This is a genomic window from Shimia sp. Alg240-R146 (assembly GCF_947331465.1).
GTDB lineage: Bacteria > Pseudomonadota > Alphaproteobacteria > Rhodobacterales > Rhodobacteraceae > Shimia.
In genome coordinates this window covers 409,214-426,842 of the sequence record NZ_CAMZOK010000001.1, presented here as the reverse complement: position 1 = coordinate 426,842, position 17,629 = coordinate 409,214, and the positions used below count along the sequence as shown (strand labels likewise).

17 protein-coding genes are annotated in these 17,629 nt (G+C 57.6%); 7 read left to right on the top strand and 10 right to left on the bottom strand.

Annotation, left to right across the window (positions count from 1 at the left end; all coding sequences use genetic code 11):
* Nucleotides 1–151: 151 nt before the first annotated feature.
* Both PG871_RS02085 and PG871_RS02080 read right to left on the bottom strand, forming a co-directional pair.
* Nucleotides 152–511, bottom strand: coding sequence for a flagellar biosynthesis protein FlgN (locus tag PG871_RS02085; RefSeq protein ID WP_270725482.1), 360 nt, complete (start codon nt 509–511; stop codon nt 152–154).
* On the bottom strand, nt 498–803 hold the full coding sequence (locus PG871_RS02080; RefSeq protein ID WP_270725480.1) for a rod-binding protein: 306 nt from the start codon (nt 801–803) through the stop codon (nt 498–500). Before PG871_RS02080 ends, PG871_RS02085 begins: the two co-directional genes overlap by 14 nt.
* A gap of 112 nt (nt 804–915) precedes the next feature.
* On the opposite strand from PG871_RS02080, the gene PG871_RS02075 reads away from it, so the two are divergent.
* From PG871_RS02075 to PG871_RS02065, 3 genes are all read left to right on the top strand, one after another.
* Nucleotides 916–2,310 (top strand): flagellar hook-length control protein FliK, encoded by a 1,395-nt coding sequence (locus tag PG871_RS02075; protein WP_270725479.1) that lies wholly within the window; start codon nt 916–918, stop codon nt 2,308–2,310.
* Nucleotides 2,311–2,318: 8 nt separating this feature from the next.
* Nucleotides 2,319–3,008 (top strand): flagellar hook capping FlgD N-terminal domain-containing protein, encoded by a 690-nt coding sequence (locus PG871_RS02070; RefSeq protein WP_270725478.1) that lies wholly within the window; start codon nt 2,319–2,321, stop codon nt 3,006–3,008.
* A gap of 92 nt (nt 3,009–3,100) precedes the next feature.
* Nucleotides 3,101–3,943: a phosphotransferase gene (locus PG871_RS02065; protein ID WP_270725477.1), complete on the top strand. Its 843-nt coding sequence runs from the start codon at nt 3,101–3,103 to the stop codon at nt 3,941–3,943.
* Here PG871_RS02065 and PG871_RS02060 read toward each other — a convergent pair.
* The 5 genes from PG871_RS02060 to PG871_RS02040 all read right to left on the bottom strand — a co-directional run bounded on the left by PG871_RS02060 (nt 3,913) and on the right by PG871_RS02040 (nt 9,234).
* Complete coding sequence (locus PG871_RS02060) at nt 3,913–5,238, bottom strand: NAD(P)/FAD-dependent oxidoreductase (RefSeq protein ID WP_270725476.1); 1,326 nt, start codon at nt 5,236–5,238, stop codon at nt 3,913–3,915. The two genes, PG871_RS02065 and PG871_RS02060, sit on opposite strands and share 31 nt — an antisense overlap.
* Nucleotides 5,235–6,053 (bottom strand): ABC transporter permease, encoded by an 819-nt coding sequence (locus tag PG871_RS02055; protein WP_270725474.1) that lies wholly within the window; start codon nt 6,051–6,053, stop codon nt 5,235–5,237. The genes PG871_RS02060 and PG871_RS02055 overlap by 4 nt, the downstream gene beginning before the upstream one ends.
* Nucleotides 6,050–6,940: an ABC transporter permease subunit gene (locus tag PG871_RS02050; RefSeq protein ID WP_270725472.1), complete on the bottom strand. Its 891-nt coding sequence runs from the start codon at nt 6,938–6,940 to the stop codon at nt 6,050–6,052. The genes PG871_RS02055 and PG871_RS02050 overlap by 4 nt, the downstream gene beginning before the upstream one ends.
* Before the next feature lie 3 nt (nt 6,941–6,943).
* Nucleotides 6,944–8,068 carry an ABC transporter ATP-binding protein gene (locus tag PG871_RS02045; RefSeq protein ID WP_270725470.1) on the bottom strand — a complete coding sequence of 375 codons (1,125 nt, stop codon included), beginning with the start codon at nt 8,066–8,068 and terminating at the stop codon, nt 6,944–6,946.
* Nucleotides 8,069–8,148: 80 nt separating this feature from the next.
* Nucleotides 8,149–9,234, bottom strand: a complete 1,086-nt coding sequence (locus PG871_RS02040) for a polyamine ABC transporter substrate-binding protein (RefSeq protein WP_270725469.1) — start codon at nt 9,232–9,234, stop codon at nt 8,149–8,151.
* A gap of 86 nt (nt 9,235–9,320) precedes the next feature.
* Between PG871_RS02040 and PG871_RS02035 the strand changes: the two genes are divergently transcribed.
* The 3 genes from PG871_RS02035 to PG871_RS02025 all read left to right on the top strand — a co-directional run bounded on the left by PG871_RS02035 (nt 9,321) and on the right by PG871_RS02025 (nt 12,325).
* Nucleotides 9,321–10,097, top strand: a complete 777-nt coding sequence (locus tag PG871_RS02035) for a GntR family transcriptional regulator (protein ID WP_333559651.1) — start codon at nt 9,321–9,323, stop codon at nt 10,095–10,097.
* Between the two features lie 77 nt (nt 10,098–10,174).
* Nucleotides 10,175–11,563 (top strand): aspartate aminotransferase family protein, encoded by a 1,389-nt coding sequence (locus PG871_RS02030; protein WP_270725468.1) that lies wholly within the window; start codon nt 10,175–10,177, stop codon nt 11,561–11,563.
* Between the two features lie 180 nt (nt 11,564–11,743).
* Entirely contained in the window at nt 11,744–12,325 is a 582-nt protein-coding gene (locus PG871_RS02025; protein ID WP_270725467.1) for a L,D-transpeptidase, read from the top strand.
* Here the strand turns inward: PG871_RS02025 and PG871_RS02020 are convergent, their stop codons facing one another.
* Nucleotides 12,326–13,663, bottom strand: coding sequence for a lytic murein transglycosylase (locus tag PG871_RS02020; RefSeq protein WP_270725466.1), 1,338 nt, complete (start codon nt 13,661–13,663; stop codon nt 12,326–12,328). It abuts the gene before it with no gap.
* An 89-nt stretch (nt 13,664–13,752) separates the two neighbouring features.
* Entirely contained in the window at nt 13,753–14,457 is a 705-nt protein-coding gene (locus PG871_RS02015; RefSeq protein ID WP_270725464.1) for a helix-turn-helix transcriptional regulator, read from the bottom strand.
* 83 nt (nt 14,458–14,540) lie between these two features.
* Here PG871_RS02015 and PG871_RS02010 point away from each other — a divergent pair, with 83 nt between their 5' ends.
* Nucleotides 14,541–15,281: a glutathione S-transferase family protein gene (locus PG871_RS02010; protein WP_270725462.1), complete on the top strand. Its 741-nt coding sequence runs from the start codon at nt 14,541–14,543 to the stop codon at nt 15,279–15,281.
* A 35-nt stretch (nt 15,282–15,316) separates the two neighbouring features.
* Here the strand turns inward: PG871_RS02010 and rnr are convergent, their stop codons facing one another.
* Nucleotides 15,317–17,581: a ribonuclease R gene (gene rnr, locus PG871_RS02005; protein ID WP_270725461.1), complete on the bottom strand. Its 2,265-nt coding sequence runs from the start codon at nt 17,579–17,581 to the stop codon at nt 15,317–15,319.
* Nucleotides 17,582–17,629 lie beyond the last annotated feature (48 nt).

The window sequence follows — 17,629 nt, the reverse complement described above, 5'->3', positions numbered from 1 at the left end:
GGGACGCTCCTCAATGTCTTTCTGACAGATACCGTCCGGCTTATTTCGGATCGGTGCCACCTACTGTGGGTGCTGGGCGATCTTTGCCCCCTAAATGCTAATGGAGTGCTAAGCGATCCATTCGAGATAGACCGCATTTGACTCAAACCGCTCAGGCTCGCTTTTCCAGCTTTCGGCCGGCGGTCATCGGAACGGCATAGCGCTCCCCTTGGTTCGTGTAGGCCTCAAGCGAGTTGCGCACGCGGGAGAGGTCTTTCATGCGATCCGCCACAGTGCGCACAGCTTGCATCGCCGCCTGCAAGAGCGGCTGGTTGCGCTCGGACTTGTCTCGCAGTGCAGCCAGATCTTCTTCTGAAGCGTCCTCTAGATCCTTGAGTTGTTCAAACAAGGCCTCTTTGCGGTCCAGAAGGTCCGAAAGGTGAGTCAGGCCGCCAGCGGCCAAAAGATCGCGTTCTTCATCCAGCAGGGCGTCGATTTCACCAACCAGATCTTTTTTCTTATTTGGAAACATCTGTTCTCTCCTTCAGGGCGTCAAAAAATGCTTCGGCCAGACCGATGCCACCTGCATCCACCATGGCGCGGGCCTGCTCCATGCGCAGGAAACTTGAAAACTGATCTTCGCCGGCACCGCCGCCGAAGGATTCGCTGGTCTCCCCCAAACCGGCGGAACTGAGCATTTCGGCCAGAAAGGTTGTCTCAAGCTCTTTTGCGGCTTCGCGCAACTTGTCTTCCACCGTGCTGGTGGGGGCCGCGGAGGCTTGCAGCCCCTGAGTCGGCACATTGGGATTGAGGGGTGTTAACATTCAAACTCTCTTCAGTTTTCAGCGGGTTTTCTCCTTCTGCCTCAGCACCAGTAAAGAAGTGGTAAGGAAATTCAGACTAGGTGGAGTGAGCGGAAGAACTCCCGGAGTCACCATGTTGAACTTGCCATTCCTTGCGACCGACGCGCCCTCTACGGACAAATCGGCCCCCCAGAAAACCCAAACACCCAAAGCTTCCGATCGCGCGGACGAACGTTCGGGCTTCAAGGATGTCTTTGAAGAACGCGGTCGCGACGATGGACGTCAACCCGTTGAAGTTGTTCAAAAAAGAGAAAACCCGGCAGCAACTGAAGCGGATGATTCTGATGCCGTGAAGCTTGGGAAAACTCCAACCGAGACCGAGGCTGAAACAACGGATGGGACCAAAGAGAAATCCGCTGAACCGGTCAGAGCTCCGACGGAAAAGGTCGCCGCCGAGGCCGTGCGCACACCGGTTGAACAGGCCTCTGCCTTTGCCAAAACGATTCGCGACTTGGAAAATTCTGGCGCTGGGCCGGACGTTAAACCCAAACCCGCAAAAATCGCGGAACCGGTAGAAGTGAAGCCGCAACCTGCCACCACTCCAGTACCTAAAGACGCCACTCCAATACTTAAAGACGTCGAAAAATCTGTGCCGGCAACCGCTGGACCCCAGATTGAAGTTGCCGACGATCTTGAGCCGATGCGGGTGCAGGTGCGCAGCACGACGTCCTCAGGTGGCGCGGCAGTTCAAGCGAATTTGATGCAGCGGGCTCAGGGCGTGCCAGAAACCGACGCGACCAAAACAACTGACAAAGACGTTAAGACCAAAAAGAGCGACGAGCTGACATTGACGCGGACGCGGGCTTCGGAACCAGTGGCCACCGCGCCCTCCGCGACGCTGCAATGGCGGGCTCAGACATCCGCAGAGGCCGTCCAATCGCAGCTTCAGAACGCGGGCAGCGCCGCCTTGCAGACCGGCGAGCCAGAGGGCGAGCTTGCGCCCACAACCGAGGCGCTTATTGCCGCCCGCGAGGAAAGCGGAACACGGCTTGTCGCCTCCGGTTTGGACGCGGCGCAACAGGCGCGATTCAGTCAAACCACGCACAATCCCGCACACGTCATGCGCCAAGTGGCAGAGGCGGTAAAGACCTCTGACAAAGGGATTATCGAGCTGACAATGGACCCCCCAGAACTTGGGCGTCTGCGGTTGGCAATGACCGAGGTGTCCGGTGTCATGAACATCACCATTTCGACCGAAAACCCGGCGACCGCGGACCTTATGCGCCGACATATCGAGCTGTTGCGGAAAGACTTTATCGAGATGGGTTATGACGACGTCTCGTTCACCTTTGAACAAGGTGACACCAATGGTCAGCAATCCTCCGAACAGCCCCAATGGGCCGGATCCGCTGGCGGCGAGGAAACCTCTCAATCTTCTGAGACCGCGCATTCCATCTCTGCAGACACCCCGAATACCCCCCTACTATCACCCACCGCCGGCTCTGGCGGTCTGGACATAAGGCTCTAGGATTTCCCATGGACTCTGTGACATCTCAAACAACTTCAACGGCGGCCGCTTCGGCGACAGCAAACTCCTCAACGGCCTCTTCGCAGGGCGCGATCAGCTCGGATTTTGAAACTTTTCTCAAAATGCTGACTGCTCAAATGCAGCACCAAGACCCGCTGAACCCAACTGATTCGACCGAATTTGCCTCGCAACTCGCGCAATTCTCGGCCGTAGAACAGCAGGTTCTGACCAATGAAACGCTGAGCCTTGTCAGCCAGCAGTTGGCTGCAATGGGATCGTCAGGCATGGCAAGCTGGATTGGCATGGAGGCCCGTGTTGCCGGCCTGGCGCATTTCGACGGTGACACACCTGTCGAAATCTATCCGATGGCCAACAAGCTTGCCGACGAGGCATATCTCATTGTCAAAGACTCTGACGGAAATGAGATCGACCGCGTCACGATCGATCCGTCTGCAGAGACCGTGACTTGGGATGGACTGGACGACAGCGGCAATCCTCACCCAGAAGGCAATTACGTGTTCCAAACGCTCAGTAAGGCGGATGGCAACGAGCTCGATACAGTGCTCGCCGAATCCTACACGTTGATCAACGAGGCCCAAGCCAGCACCGGTGGCATGGTCCTGATCGGAGTTGGCGGTGCCAAATACCTTTCAGCGGACATTGTTGGTCTGCGCAAGCCTGACGACGCAGCGACTTGATAAGCCGGGCATCCTAAACTAGCTTCGCGGCGCTTTGATCAAGGAGCGCCGCGCTGCCCACTCTTCCTCATTCCCCACCAAGATCTGTCATTTTGGCGACCCGCGAAGCATTGGCGCTGGCGGGCGACATTGCGTGGACGCCATTGTTTGGCGGACGTACAAACGCCGCATGGCTGGGCCAGACAACCGCGGGCGATCTTGTCGCCAAGCTTTATAGCGGAGCGGCGCTAAACCCGCTGTTTCCAAACGACCCCAATGCCGAATCCGTTTTGTTACAAGCGCTGTCTCACACCGGGCACACACCTGTCTTTCGCGCTCAATTGACCACAGAGGCGGGCGTCTGCAACCTGTATGACCATATCCCCGGAGAGACTTGGCAGGACGGCGTCAGCGACGTCGCACGGCTGATGCGAACTTTGCATGACCAGCCCTGCCCCGATGGTCTAAGGACTGCGCCCGACGGTGCAGCGGCATTGGCGTCGCAGGCTTTGGACATTCTTTCCAAATGCGACACGTCCGGCGATCTTTTGACAGTACAACCTGCCCACGGCCCCAGTGGCAGCGGCGCGCGGTGTCTGCTGCACAGCGACATTGTTCCCGGCAATCTGATTCGCAACGACAACGGCCTGCACCTGATCGATTGGCAATGTCCCGCGGTTGGCGATCCCTGCGAAGATATCGCCATTTTCCTGTCACCTGCGATGCAACACCTTTATCGCGGGCAAGTCTTGAGCGGGGCCGATGAAGCGCAGTTTTTTGCCGCCTATGATGCACCAGACATCATGCATCGGTATCAGGCATTGGCGCCATTTTATCATTGGCGCATGGCGGCGTATTGCTTGTGGCAAATGCAAAATGGACGGGCGGATTATGCCAAAGGCCTGGCGCTGGAACGCGCCGCGCTTCAAAGATCGGAAAGCTCGAAGCCCACATAGGCCGGATACATCAACAACCGGCGGAACCGCCCAAGCGGAAAATGTCTCGGAGTGCGCCGCATAATATCGGGGTGCAGCAAAGCCTTGCGGCCCAATATGTCCTCAGCCAAAAGCGCACCTGCGTAGCTGCCCATCGCCACACCATTGCCGTGAAAGGCGAAGGCGGCATAAAGCCCCTCATGCCCCGGCACGGCGCCTGCAAAAGGCGTCATATCGCGGGACAGGCAGACAAATCCGGTGTGAAACCACGGCGATTCGACCTGTCGCCACGCCGGGAACAATCGATCAAAGTGGGCGCGAATCTTGTAGCGGATGCGTTCATGCACGCCTTGAGTGGTGGTGATCCCGCCGCGCATGCCAAACAGAAACCGCCCATCCGGCATCAGGCGGAAATAATGCAGCAAATCGCGGCTGTCATAGGCCATCTGCGCTGATGTCCAACCTTGCGCCGCCAGTTCCTCGGGCGAGAGTTTCCGCGTGACGATGATGCTGGATTGCGCAGGCAAATATCGTCCTGCCATCCAGGTCGGTACCGTTTCGCTGGAATACCCGTTGGTGGCAATGATCAGCTTTTTGGCGCGGAGATGCCCTTGAGGTGTGCTCAAACACCAGTGACCGTTCTCATGGACCACAGCCGAGACCGGAGAGTCCCCATAGATCTCTGCCCCGGCTTCTTCACACGCGTCAGCCAGCGCCGACACATATTTGCGTGGGTTGAGGGCGAACCCGACCGGTAGCGTCACCGCGCCGTGAAATTCCCCGCCAAGCCCGTTTTCACGCAACGCGTCTTTCTCGATCACCGTTGATGCCGTGCCAAAATGCGAATCGACCTTGGCAGCCTCGGCAACGATGTCCGCCATCGCCCCGGGTTTGTGCGCCAATAGGGTCTCACCATGGCTGTGGCGGTCCACGTCCCAACTTGCCTCGGTGGCAAGCCGATCGACAAAATCCACTGCGGCCCGTTCGGTCATGAGAAAGTCGCGCGTCGCGTCCTGCCCAAAGGTTTTTCGCATCTTCGGCTCACTCAACATGGCGCCGCCCAAACAGCAGAACCCGCCATTGCGACCAGACGCACCCCAACCGATCTGCTTGGCGTCCAACACCGCCACTGGCACGGCGTTCTGTGCCAATCGCAACGCAGCATTCAAGCCGGTGAACCCCGCCCCGATGATCGCAACCTCTGCCGTCGCCGCACCATCAAGCGAAGGCCGCGGCGCAATGGGCACCGTGTCCGCCCAAAAGCTTTCGGAAATCGGCCCATCGCCATAGGCAAAGGAATCGCAAATGCGTGTCATGACTGGCGTTCGGCGGCCTGCTCTTCGCGTTTTTGTCGCACGGCCTGACGTTTGTTGACAAGCGAGGCAGAAATCACCCCGACGGTCACCAAAGCGATCATGATTGTCGACAGCGCATTGATTTCGGGGCTGACCCCGAGCCGCACCGAACTCCAGATTTTCATCGGCAAGGTTGTCGCCGCAGGGCCGGAGGTGAACGACGCGATCACCAGATCATCAAGCGAAAGCGTAAAGGCCAACAACCAGCCGGAGATCACGGCAGGAGCGATGATCGGCAAAGTCACAAGCCTGAAGGCCTGAAGCGGGCTGCACCCCAGATCCAATGCCGCCTCTTCCAGAGATTGATCAAAGCTCACCAAACGGGAGCTGACCACCACCGAGACGTAGCACATGGAAAACGTGGTGTGCGCCAACACGATGGTCATCACGCCGCGGTCGACGTTCAACCCAATGAACAGCAACAAAAGAGACAGACCGGTGATGACTTCGGGCATGACCAATGGCGCATAGATCATGCCGGAAAACAGCGTGCGCCCGTGAAACCGCCCGGCGCGCACAATCACATAAGCCGCCATAGTGCCCAAGACCGTCGCAATCGACGAGCTGATCACCGCCACCTTGACCGTCACCCACGCCGCATCCAGCATCGACTGATTGGACAGCAATTCACCGTACCAATGCGTCGAGAACCCCGCCCAAACGGTGACCAGTTTGGACTTGTTGAAGCTATAGACGATCAGAATGATCATCGGCACGTAAAGGAAGGCAAAACCAAGCGTCAGCGACGTGGCGTTGAACCAGGAAAACCGTCTCATCCTTCAGCCTCCCTTTGTTTTTGCTGATTGCGCTGGAACAGGATGATCGGCACGATCAGGATCAGCAAAAGGATCACCGCCACTGCACTGGCCACTGGCCAATCGCGGTTTGCGAAGAATTCATCCCACAAAACCTTGCCGATCATCAGGGTTTTCGATCCGCCCAACAGTGATGGGATTACAAACTCGCCAATCGTCGGGATGAAGACCAGAAAACTGCCAGCAATCACGCCCTGTTTTGACAGCGGTGCCGTGACCAGCCAGAAGGCCGACAAACGCGAGCAACCCAGGTCTTCGGCCGCTTCCAGCAGGCTTTCGTCCATACGTTCAAGCGACGCATAGATCGGCAGGATCATGAACGGCAAATACGTGTAAACGATGCCGATATAAACCGCGAGGTTTGTGTTCAGAATGACCAGAGGTTCGGAAATCACACCGGTCCATAACAGGAATTGGTTGAGCACGCCTTCTTTGGCGAGGATGCCCATCCACGCGTAAACCCGGATCAGAAAACTGGTCCAGAACGGCAAAATCACCAGCATCAGCAACATCGGCCGCCATTCTTCCGGCGCGCGGGCCATACCGTATGCGATCGGATAACCCACCAGCAATGTCAGCACCGTGGAAATTACCGCGATCTGCAGGCTCGACAGATAGGCTTTCCAATAAAGCGCATCCTCGGTCAGCCAGACATAGTTCTCAAAATCCAGCTCTCGGAAAAAGGACACAAGCCCTGCCCAGCCTTCGGCCAGATCCAAAGTCGGCGTATATGGCGGAATCGCCATCGCCAGATCCGAAAGAGAGATTTTGAACACAATGACAAACGGCACCAGAAACAGCGCCAAAAGCCAAAGGTAAGGGACAAGGATCAGGGCAAACCGGCGCATCGATCAGCGCTCCAGAAACACGCCGGCGGTGTCGGTCCAGCTGAGCCAGACGTCGTCCTCCCACGTAAAGCTGCGCCGCGAAATCCGGCGATTGTTGGCGGTCTGCGCCTTGATGACCTGACCACCGGCGAGTTGCACGTGGTAGGTCGAAATATTGCCGAGATAGGCGATATCAAGCACTTTTCCGGGCACCGCATTGGCAGCATCTTCGGGTTTTTGCGCCGAGATAGCTATCTTTTCAGGGCGGATCGCAAAGTGCACGTTTTGAGCTTTGCCAAAGGTCTTGGTAGAGGCCCCGACAATGGCGGGCTGGCTTTCGGCCCACGTAAACCTCAACGTCTCACCCTCGGTTTCGACCGAACCGGTGATCAAATTCACATCGCCTATGAAGTCAGCAACATAGGTAGAGTTTGGCGCCTCATAAATCGCATCCGGTGTCGCCACCTGCACGATTTTGCCCTCGTCCATGACCGCCACACGACTTGCTACGGTCATCGCCTCTTCTTGATCGTGGGTCACGATCACAAAAGTGGTGCCGGTGCTTTCCTGAATGTCCATCAGTTCGAACTGGGTTTCCTGACGCAGTTTTTTGTCCAGCGCGCCAAGGGGTTCATCCAGAAGCAGGAGTTTCGGGGCCTTGGCCAACGACCGCGCCAACGCCACACGCTGCCGCTGACCGCCGGAGATCTGATGCGGTTTGCGGCGGGCAAACTTCTCCAGTCGCGTCAGTCGCAGCATTTCTTCGACGCGCGTGGCAATCTCGTCCTTGGGCATGCGATCACGTCTCAGGCCAAAGGCGATATTCTCCCAAACCGACAAATGCGGAAACAGCGCATAAGATTGGAACATCATATTCACGGCACGCTGATTTGGCGGCACGGGGGCCATATCCTGCCCGGCGAGCAGAATGCTGCCTTCGGACGGCGTTTCAAACCCGGCAAGCATGCGCATCATTGTGGTCTTGCCACAGCCCGATGGGCCCAGCAGCGCAAAAAACTCCTGTTCGAAAATATCAACGGTCAGATCATCAATCGCGGTGAAATCGCCAAAGCGTTTGGTGACGTTTTTGAACTGGATAAGCGGTTTTGCTTTGGGATCATCCCAAGGGGCAAACACGTCGAGCGCCATGGCATAGGCCTCCGGTGTGAGTCGGGCAAAGTAAAAACCCGCGCCGAGATGGCGCGGCGCGGGTTTCGGAGATCACAGGCTTAGGTGCCGGATTTGATCTTGGTCCAGGTGCGGGTCACCACACGCTGCACTTTTGGTGGATAAGGCGTGGTTGTGTAGAGATTTTCCAGCGTCGCCTCATCTGGGTAAATCGCCGGATCGCCAATTACGTCTTCCTCAAGCATCGGCTGAGACGCCTTGTTGCCGTTGGCGTAGTAAACGTAGTTTGACGCCGCCGCCATGTTGCCGGCATCCATGATGAAATTCAGGAACGTATGGGCCGCGTCCGGGTTGGGTGCGTCGACTGGTATGGCCATCTGGTCAAACCACATCATCGCCCCTTCGGACGGCGCGTTATACGCCAGCTCCACACCGTTTTCGGCCTCCCACGCGCGATCACGCGCTTGCAGGATGTCACCGGACCAGCCGATGGCCACACAGATGTCACCATTGGCCAAGCCGTTGATGTATTCCGAGCTGTGGAATTTCTGGATGTGCGGGGAAACCGCCGCCAGAACCTCTTCGGCTTTGGCGATGTCTTTGGTGTCGTGGCTGTCCGGGTTCAGACCCAGATAGGCCAACGCCGCCGGGATCATCTCATCCGCCGCGTCCAACATGTGAATGCCGCAAGCTGCCAGTTTCTCGGCATTCGCGGGGTCAAAAATCAACGCAAGCGACGTAATCGGCGCGTCATCACCCAGAATTTCGGTAACCTGACCTGTGTTCACACCGATACCGGTGGTGCCCCACATGTAGTTGATCGAATACTCGTTGCCGGGGTCATACTTGGATGTGCGCGCTTCAATCACGTCCCACATATTGGCGGCGTTCGGCAGCTTGGACTTGTCCAGTTTCTGGAATGCGCCGGCAGAGATCTGGCGTTGCAGGAATGTGCCCGACGGCACAACAACGTCATAACCGGATTTACCGGCCAGCATTTTTGTTTCCAGCACGTCGTTGCTGTCAAACACGTCATAGATCAGCTTGATGCCGGTCTCTTCCGTGAATTTGGTTAGCAGGTCTTCGTCGATGTAGTCCGACCAGTTGTAGACGCGTACTTCTTCCGCGGCTGCGGCCATCGCGCTCATCGCAACACCAGCCGTGAGTGTCAGCAGGGTTTTTTTCATGGTGGTCTCCCGTTGGTCCGAGGTCCGTGCCCCGGTTGTGTTGTGCGAGATTAATTTGATCAAGTTTTTTTGATATGGCAACATAGATGTGCATATTGATCATGGTTTTTGGATTTATCTTCTTCAGAATGGAACAGGACGCACAAATGCAAGGCACCCTGCCTCAAGACGGCTCAGGACAACCAAACACAGAAAAACCAACCCGCTTGCCGACGCATCAGCTGGTCTATCAAAGGCTGCGCGAGGCGGTGTTGTTTGGAGAGTTGGCACCCGGAGAGCCTGTTACGATTCAGGGGCTTATTGAGCGCACAGGCGCTGGTATGACACCCATCCGGGAAGCCATAAGACGGCTCACCAGCGAAGGCGCACTTGAGTTTCGCGGCAACCGTCGGGTGTTGGTGCCGATGCCCACGCCAGAGGCAATTGAGGAACTGATTTTTCTGCGAGAAACCCTTGAACCTCAATTGGCTGCGCGTGCGGCAGAAAAGGCGACAAAGGCAGACATCGCGGCGTTGGACCGAATTGATTCGGCACTTGATGACGCCATCACACGCGGCGACGTTGTTGCCTATTTGCGCCAGAATCACGCATTCCACATGAAGCTGAACGACATTGCAGACGCGCCGATCCTCGCCGATGTCGCAGGCAGCGTCTGGCTGCGATTTGGCCCGGCGATGCGGGTGGTCTGCGGGCGTATGGGCACACAAAACCTTCCTGATAATCACAAGACGGCCATTCAAGCGTTGCGTGATGCGGACAGTAAAACCGCAGCAGAAGCCATCCGGCTAGACGTGGTTCAGGGCATGGAGCAATTGCTGCAAGCCTTGAAAGATGCCGAGGGTTTTAGAGAGGCGATTGACTAAAAATAATTTGATCATATCCTGATCAAAACCCTGAGCCGTTTGGCTCTACGTGCAATTTCCTAAAGGTGAGAGAGTCGATGAGCGTGATAACGAACCACATGCCAACCGAAGAACTTCAAGCTCTGGATGCGGCGCATCACATGCACCCGTTCACCACGCAGGACGAGCTGGCAGAGCGCGGCGCGCGGGTCATCACCCGCGCAAATGGCGTGACCCTGACCGACAGCGAAGGCCATGAAATCCTGGATGGCATGGCCGGTCTGTGGTGCGTGAACATCGGGTATGGCCGTGAAGAGCTGGCTGAGGCTGCGGCGCGCCAGATGCGCGAACTGCCTTACTACAATACGTTTTTCATGACGACACACGTGCCGGTCATTGCGCTGTCAGCCAAGCTCGCGCAGCTTGCGCCAGCCAATCTGAACTCGATATTTTATGCCGGCTCCGGGTCCGAGGCCAACGACACCAACATTCGTCTTGTGCGCCATTACTGGTCTGCCATGGGCAAACCGGAAAAATCGATCATCATCTCGCGCCAGAATGCCTATCACGGCTCGACGCTTGGTGGCGCCAGCCTTGGTGGCATGGTTCCCATGCACCAACAAGGCGGCCTGCCTTTGCCGGACAAGCACCACATTGGCCAACCCGATTGGTGGTCCGAAGGCGGCGACATGAGCCCCGAGGAATTTGGCCTGATGCGGGCGCGGGAACTGGAAGAAACCATTGAGTTCTACGGCGAAGGGCGCATCGCCGCCTTTATCGGTGAGCCCATTCAGGGCGCTGGCGGTGTTATCATCCCGCCGTCCACCTATTGGCCGGAGATCCAGCGCATTTGTGACAAATACGGCATCCTGTTGATTGCCGATGAGGTGATCTGCGGGTTTGGCCGGACCGGCAATTGGTTCGGCTCTGAAACCGTGGGGATCCGACCCGATATTATGACTATAGCCAAAGGGCTTAGCTCGGGTTATGCGCCGATTGGCGGATCGATCGTTTCCGACGACATTGCCAAAGTTGTGAACGCCACAGAGTTCAACCACGGCTATACTTATTCCGGCCATCCGGTGTGTTCCGCAGTCGCATTGGAAAACCTGCGGATCATGGAAGAGGAAAAGGTTGTTGAGACCGTTCGCGACGTCACTGCGCCGTATCTTAAGAAGAAGTGGGAGGCGCTGGCTGACCATCCGCTGGTGGGCGAAGCCAAGATCGTCGGCATGATGGGCTCTATCGCGTTGACGCCCAACAAAGAAAGCCGCGCGCCATTTGCAGCCGAGAAGGGCACTGTTGGATACAAATGCCGCGAGCATTGCTTTGCCAATGGGCTGGTGATGCGGCATGTGGGCGACCGGATGGTTATTTCGCCGCCGTTGGTGATCAAACTCGAGGAGATCGACATGCTGATTGCGCGGGCGACCAAGGCACTTGATCAAACGTTTGATCAGATCAAGTCTGAAGGGCTCTATAAGTAGCCAAATTCCCTGTCCGCATCGCGTCGGTATCCCGCCGGTATCGCGACGGTGCCATGCTGAAATGCGGCTTGGGAGTCACAAATCAATGAAATTGGGCGCATGGAGAGCTTCCTGCGCCCAATTTTTTTGCCCGAACGGTCAAGTCGTGGCAGTCTTACGCTGTGTAGTAGGAGACGAGTGATGACCCGATCGATCAACCGACGGACCTTTTTGAGCACGGCCGCCGCAACCGGCGCCACCCTGACAGCGCCAAGCGTTTTGCGCGCTGCGACAGGTGAACCGTTTGAGCTGATGGATCATCTGAAACCACGTGAAGTGAAGATTGCCCGCAAGCACAAGTTTGAGCCCGGCCAAATCGTCGTCACTTTGCAAGCCTTCTACCTTTATCACATGCAGGATGAGCGCACCGCCATCCGGTATGGCGTGGCGGTCGGCAAAGAGGGTCTGAACTTTCGCGGAGATGCCAGCATCGACCGCAAGGTGGAATGGCCGAACTGGACCCCGACCCAAGAGATGATTGAACGCAATCCCGGCTACGCCCGTTGGGAAGACGGCATGCCAGGAGGCCCGAACAATCCGCTCGGAAGCCGTGCGCTGTATTTGTACCAGAATGGCAAAGACACGCTGTTCCGCATTCACGGCACCAATGTTCCGGGCTCTATCGGGACGCCGTCGTCAAACGGCTGCATCCGGATGTACAACCCGCATGTGGAACACCTTTACACAGTGCTGCCGATTGGCACGAAGGTCACCGTCTTCTGATCACCGCAAAGTCTGTAACAGACGCAATGAGGCGTAGCCGTCCGGAGTCATTCCGCGGGCCAATTGATAATCGCGCACAGCGTTGATTGTCAGAGGCCCGATCTTGGCGTCGATCTTTTGAGTGTCGAAACCTGCTTTGGTCAGACGCTCCTGCAGTTCAATACGCTCATCATAGGTCAAGGCGCGGTCGCCACGCGGCCAAGCGCTTTGGATCTTGGATGCGCCCCCGATGCGATCGCTCAGATGGCCGACACCAATCACATAGGCATCGGCGGTGTTGTAGGTTTCGATGGCATCGAAATTCTTGAAGATCATGAAGGCCGCGCCCTGCGCACCGGCGGGCAACAGAATTGACGCGTTGCCATGGTTGGGCACCTTGCGGCCAGCCATATCGCGGATACCGATTTGCGCCCACTCGCTTGGCATTTTCAAGGTTTCGCGGTTGGCCAGTGTATAGTCGAACCCGTCGGGAATGCGCACTTCGACGCCCCAAGGCTGGCCTTTGATCCAACCGGAATTCTTGAGATAAGCGGCTGTCGAAGCCAGCGCATCGGTTGGATCGTCCGACCAGATGTCGCGTTTGCCGTCGCCGGTGAAATCCACGGCATACGACAGAAAAGAAGTCGGCATGAATTGGGTGTGGCCCATCGCGCCCGCCCAGCTTCCGGTCATGCCTGCCACGCGAACGTCACCGTTCTGCAGGATCTTGAGCGCGGCGGTCAGCTGCTCCTCAAAGAACGCGCCGCGCCGCCCGTCATAGGCCAACGTGGCGAGCGCGCCGATGATGGGGGTGCTGCCACGAAAGGTGCCATAGGCGCTTTCCAATCCCCAAATCGCCACGACGACTTCCTTGTCGACGCCGTATTTGCGTTCAATCTGGGTGAGCTTGGTTTTGTGTTTTGCCAAGGCCGCCTTGCCGTTTTTGACACGCAGGTCGCTGGCGGCGCTGTCGAGATAGTCCCAGATCGTTTTGGTAAATTCTGATTGATTGCGATCGCGCTTGATGACGTCGCTGTTATAGCGCACGCCGACAAAAGCGCGGTCAAAGGTGCTGCCGGAAATACCTGCGCTGAGCGCACGAGCGCGATAGGTCGAGATCCAGTCCTGTAAGCCAGCCGTGGTGGCAGCCTTTGCCGGAACGGGCGCAAACGCGGCAGCGTCGGGACGCAGGACCGGGCGTTTGGACGCCAGAGAACCCGCAGATGCCATCACGGCAACCGTTGGCGTCACGTTGGTCACGGTCAGCTCGGGACGCATCACAGGACGCGGCGAAGATATCGGGGCCTCGGCCACGGCTGTGGTTGCGGTTAATGTCAGTGCCAGAAGTGCTGCTCGCATGGCCTGTTTCCCTGCTCGTTTTGCCCAAATGGTAGCGCGGGCGGCGATTCTGGCAAAGCCCGCAAAAGATGTGCGCGGGGATTTGCCGATCAGGTCTGGATATGACGGGGCGGTTCGGCCTCCAGCCGTTGTTTGAACTCTCGCAACATCGGAATGCGGCGGGGGCGGAACGACCGGTCAGTGACGGTGAAATCAACCATACGATCCAAGCGGAACACGCGGTAATCCTGACGCAGATGACAGAAAGCCAAAAGGCAGTGGGTGCCATCCAGAAAGGTGATCGTCAGCGGATCAAGCTCGCGCAGGGTGCGGGCGCCTTTGACGTCGGCATAATCGACGGCAATGGTGCGCTCCTCCCAGGCAGCTTGGCGAAGGGCGCTGGCATCGATGCTGATTTTGGGCGGCTTGTAGAAGCGTTTGGCGGTCAGCACCGCATGTTTCAAACGATGCGCCTGAGCCGCCGGAAGACGCGATTTCAGCTTTGTTAGAGCCGTTTTTGCCGCCTTGGCCAGCGCCGGATCGCCGATTTGCGTGACCTCGGTCAGGCCCACAACCAGCGCTTCGATTTCCTCGGGGACAAAGCCGAGCGGAGGCAAGGTTGCGTCCTCAATCAGGGTGAAGCCAAAGCCGGCTTCGCCATCAATCACCGCGCCAAGGCCGCGCAGCGTGTCGATGTCGCGGTAAATAGTGCGTTCAGACACGCCGGTTTCCTGCGCCAAAGCCAGCGCCGTTGCGGGCGGGGACAAGTCGCGCAGAGCTTGCATCAACTGAAAGAGGCGATCGGTGCGGGCCATAATGATGGATACTGTGTCATACTGACAAAAACTGGCAAGAGGCTTCGGTAGACCACTCCTATCATTTAACAAGGAGTGCACAGATGCATTTGATTATGTTCCCGGGCAATGACGCCCTGCCCAGCCATTCGCCATTCTGCATGAAAGCCATTTGCCTGCTGCAAATGGCAGGGGTGGATTGGCAACCCGAATTCTCGGTCGACGTATCGGTCCAGCCGTTGGGCAAACTGCCTGTTTTACGCGCTGGCGACAGCTTGATTCCCGACAGTTCCAACATCGAAGATCATCTGACCGCAGAAGGCGCGGATTTTTACCCTGCGCTTACGGCCGAGGAAAAAGGCGTGGCCCACGCTCTGGTAAGCATGGTGGAGCACAACCTGACCCTTGGCATGGTTCATGATCGTTGGCTGGACGACCGCGTTTGGCCAGTGATGCGCGAAGAGTTCTTTGCGCAAGTGCCGCCTGATGCCCGCGAAATGGTCGCAGCCCAAGCACAAGCGCCGGTGCGTGAAGGTCTCACATCGCAAGGCATTGCACGCTTCTCGCCGGAAGATCGAAAACGCCGATTGGGCCGTGATTTGGCAACGTTAGAGTCTAAATTGGGCAACAAAGCCTTCTTATTTGGCGACATGCCGACCGGTGCAGACGCGGCGATTGCCCCTGTTCTGGACATGATTCTGCGGCTTCCGGCCAAAACCGATCTTCGCGTGGCTGTTGAGAGCATTCCGACCTTCGCGCCTTATGTAACCCGCGTGCGAGCCGCGATTTACCCAGGTGGGAATATGACAGGCTGCGCGGCGCCAAAGCAGGCTTTGGCGAGCTAATAACAGTCTCTAATAAGGCTGAAAGTGTCCCGTCGTCAGGTCCGACGGCGGGACACTTTGCGTTTGACCTTGTCAGACTTGCGCTTGGCTTTGGTTGCTTTGCGACGGGCAGGCCCACCGCTTTTGCCGCGTCGGGATCCGCCGCCTTTGCGTTTGATGATCTCGCCATCCAGCGAAATCAGTTCGAGCGCGATGCCGCCAGTGACAGGCGCGGCTTCGGTCAGGCGGGCAGTAACACGCTGGCCAAGGCCAATCACAATGCCGGTGTCCGACCCGATGAGCGTGGTGGTTTCCTGATCATAGTGGAAATACTCGCGCCCCAGTTCGCGCATCGGAATGAGTCCGTCTGCGCCGGTCTCATCAAGTTTCACAAAGACACCAAATCGGGCAATGCCTGATATGCGACCGGTAAATTCGTTGCCAACCCGCTCGGACATATAGGCTGCCAGATAGCGATCCGTGGTGTCACGTTCGGCCAACATAGAGCGACGCTCGGTTTCGGAAATATGCGTGCCGGTGTTTTCCATCCGCTCGGCCATCTCGGGTGTCAGACCGTCATCGCCCCAGCCGTGCGCGGTGATCAGCGCGCGGTGCACGATCAAGTCGGCATAGCGGCGGATAGGCGAGGTGAAATGCGCATAGGCGCGCAACGCGAGGCCGAAGTGACCGAAGTTCTGCGGCGTGTAATAGGCCTGCGTCATCGACCGAAGCGTGGAGATGTTGATGAGTTCGGCGGCGTCCGATCCGGCCGCTGCATCCAAAAGCTGATTGAGGTGACGGGTTTGCAGAACCTGTCCCTTGGCCAGATTATAGCCTGCGGTTTGGGCGGTCTCGCGCAGAGCGTCGAGTTTCTCGGGGCTGGGCTCTTCGTGTACCCGAAACAGCAGCGACGATTTCTTGGCAATCAGGGTTTCAGCGGCACAGACATTGGCCAGCACCATGAACTCTTCGATCAGCTTGTGGGCGTCAAAGCGGTCCCGGAAATTGACAGACGTGACTTCGCCAGCGTCATTCAGCTCGATCTTGCGCTCCGGCAGATCAAGCGCAAGCGGTTGGCGTTCATTGCGTGCCTTGGTGAGCGCATCATAAGCCGCATATAGCGGTGTGATCACGGTCTCCATCAGACCGGCACAGGTCTCATTCGGATGTCCGTCCTGCGCTTGCTGCACTTCTCCGTAGTTGAGCGAGGCAATCGAGCGGATCATGGCGCGACAGAACCGGTGGCCGATCTTCTTACCATTGCTGTCGATTTGGACCCGCAGGGCAATCACGGCACGCGGCACGCCCTCGTGCAACGAGCAGAGATCGCCTGACAAACGGTCAGGCAGCATTGGTACAACACGGTCCGGAAAATAGCTGGAGTTGCCACGCTTGCGGGCTTCGCCATCCAGCGCTGTGTCGGGCCGCACATATTGGGCAACGTCGGCAATCGCGACCCAAAGCACGTGCCCATCCGCGTTTTTCGGATCGTCATCGGCATGTGCCCAACAGGCGTCGTCATGATCGCGCGCATCAGCCGGATCGATTGTCACAAACGGCATGTCCCGCAGGTCATCGCGCTTGCCCAGAGGGGCGGGTTTTGTGGCGTCGGCCTCGGCAATTACCTTGTCAGGAAAGCGGTCGGGAATGCCGTGTTGGTGAATCGCGATCAGCGACACAGCCTTGGGCGCCGACGGATCACCCAAACGTGCAACCACCTTGGCGCGCGGCAAGCCCATACGACCCTTGGGACCGGATTGTTCTGCCTCGACCAACTCACCATCTTTGGCGCCGTTAACCTGCTCGGTTATGACCTGCCATTCTTTGCCGTCGCCCTTGTCGATTGGCAGGATGCGACCGCCCTCTGCGGTCTTGCGGAACACGCCGAGCACACGACGCGGGTTGGTGCCAATGCGACGGATCAGACGGCCCTCATAGGCGTGATCTTCGTCCTGCACTTCTGTCAGGCGGCCCAGAATGCGATCGCCCTGCCCCAACGCCGGATCAGAGGCGCGGGTGATGACGAGGATGGTCGGAGCCTTGCCGTCGCCATGCCATTCCAGCGGACGGGCAAAAAGATCACCATCATCGTTGGGTCCGGTGACTTGCAGAACCGACACCGGCGGCAACTTGTCCGGATCACGATAGGTTTTGGCGCGTTTTTGCAGGTGACCCTCGGCCTCCAACTCGCGCAGGAGGCGCTTGAGATCAATGCGCGCAGCTCCTTTGATGCCAAAGGCTTTGGCAATGTCACGTTTAGAGGTGAGGGTCGGGTTCTCGGAAATCCACTCAAGGACTTCCTCTTTTGAAGGCATACGCATGGGTTTGCCCTAACACGCAAGCGGGATCAGGGGAAAGGGGCGCTGCCC

Coding starts and splice junctions, on each gene's coding strand:
- PG871_RS02085 (WP_270725482.1), bottom strand. CDS start 511: ATGTTTCCAAATAAGAAAAAAGATCTGGTTGGTGAAATCGACGCCCTG.
- PG871_RS02080 (WP_270725480.1), bottom strand. CDS start 803: ATGTTAACACCCCTCAATCCCAATGTGCCGACTCAGGGGCTGCAAGCC.
- PG871_RS02075 (WP_270725479.1), top strand. CDS start 916: ATGTTGAACTTGCCATTCCTTGCGACCGACGCGCCCTCTACGGACAAA.
- PG871_RS02070 (WP_270725478.1), top strand. CDS start 2,319: ATGGACTCTGTGACATCTCAAACAACTTCAACGGCGGCCGCTTCGGCG.
- PG871_RS02060 (WP_270725476.1), bottom strand. CDS start 5,238: ATGACACGCATTTGCGATTCCTTTGCCTATGGCGATGGGCCGATTTCC.
- PG871_RS02055 (WP_270725474.1), bottom strand. CDS start 6,053: ATGAGACGGTTTTCCTGGTTCAACGCCACGTCGCTGACGCTTGGTTTT.
- PG871_RS02050 (WP_270725472.1), bottom strand. CDS start 6,940: ATGCGCCGGTTTGCCCTGATCCTTGTCCCTTACCTTTGGCTTTTGGCG.
- PG871_RS02045 (WP_270725470.1), bottom strand. CDS start 8,068: ATGGCGCTCGACGTGTTTGCCCCTTGGGATGATCCCAAAGCAAAACCG.
- PG871_RS02040 (WP_270725469.1), bottom strand. CDS start 9,234: ATGAAAAAAACCCTGCTGACACTCACGGCTGGTGTTGCGATGAGCGCG.
- PG871_RS02035 (WP_333559651.1), top strand. CDS start 9,321: ATGTGCATATTGATCATGGTTTTTGGATTTATCTTCTTCAGAATGGAA.
- PG871_RS02030 (WP_270725468.1), top strand. CDS start 10,175: ATGAGCGTGATAACGAACCACATGCCAACCGAAGAACTTCAAGCTCTG.
- PG871_RS02025 (WP_270725467.1), top strand. CDS start 11,744: ATGACCCGATCGATCAACCGACGGACCTTTTTGAGCACGGCCGCCGCA.
- PG871_RS02020 (WP_270725466.1), bottom strand. CDS start 13,663: ATGCGAGCAGCACTTCTGGCACTGACATTAACCGCAACCACAGCCGTG.
- PG871_RS02015 (WP_270725464.1), bottom strand. CDS start 14,457: ATGGCCCGCACCGATCGCCTCTTTCAGTTGATGCAAGCTCTGCGCGAC.
- PG871_RS02010 (WP_270725462.1), top strand. CDS start 14,541: ATGCATTTGATTATGTTCCCGGGCAATGACGCCCTGCCCAGCCATTCG.
- rnr (WP_270725461.1), bottom strand. CDS start 17,581: ATGCGTATGCCTTCAAAAGAGGAAGTCCTTGAGTGGATTTCCGAGAAC.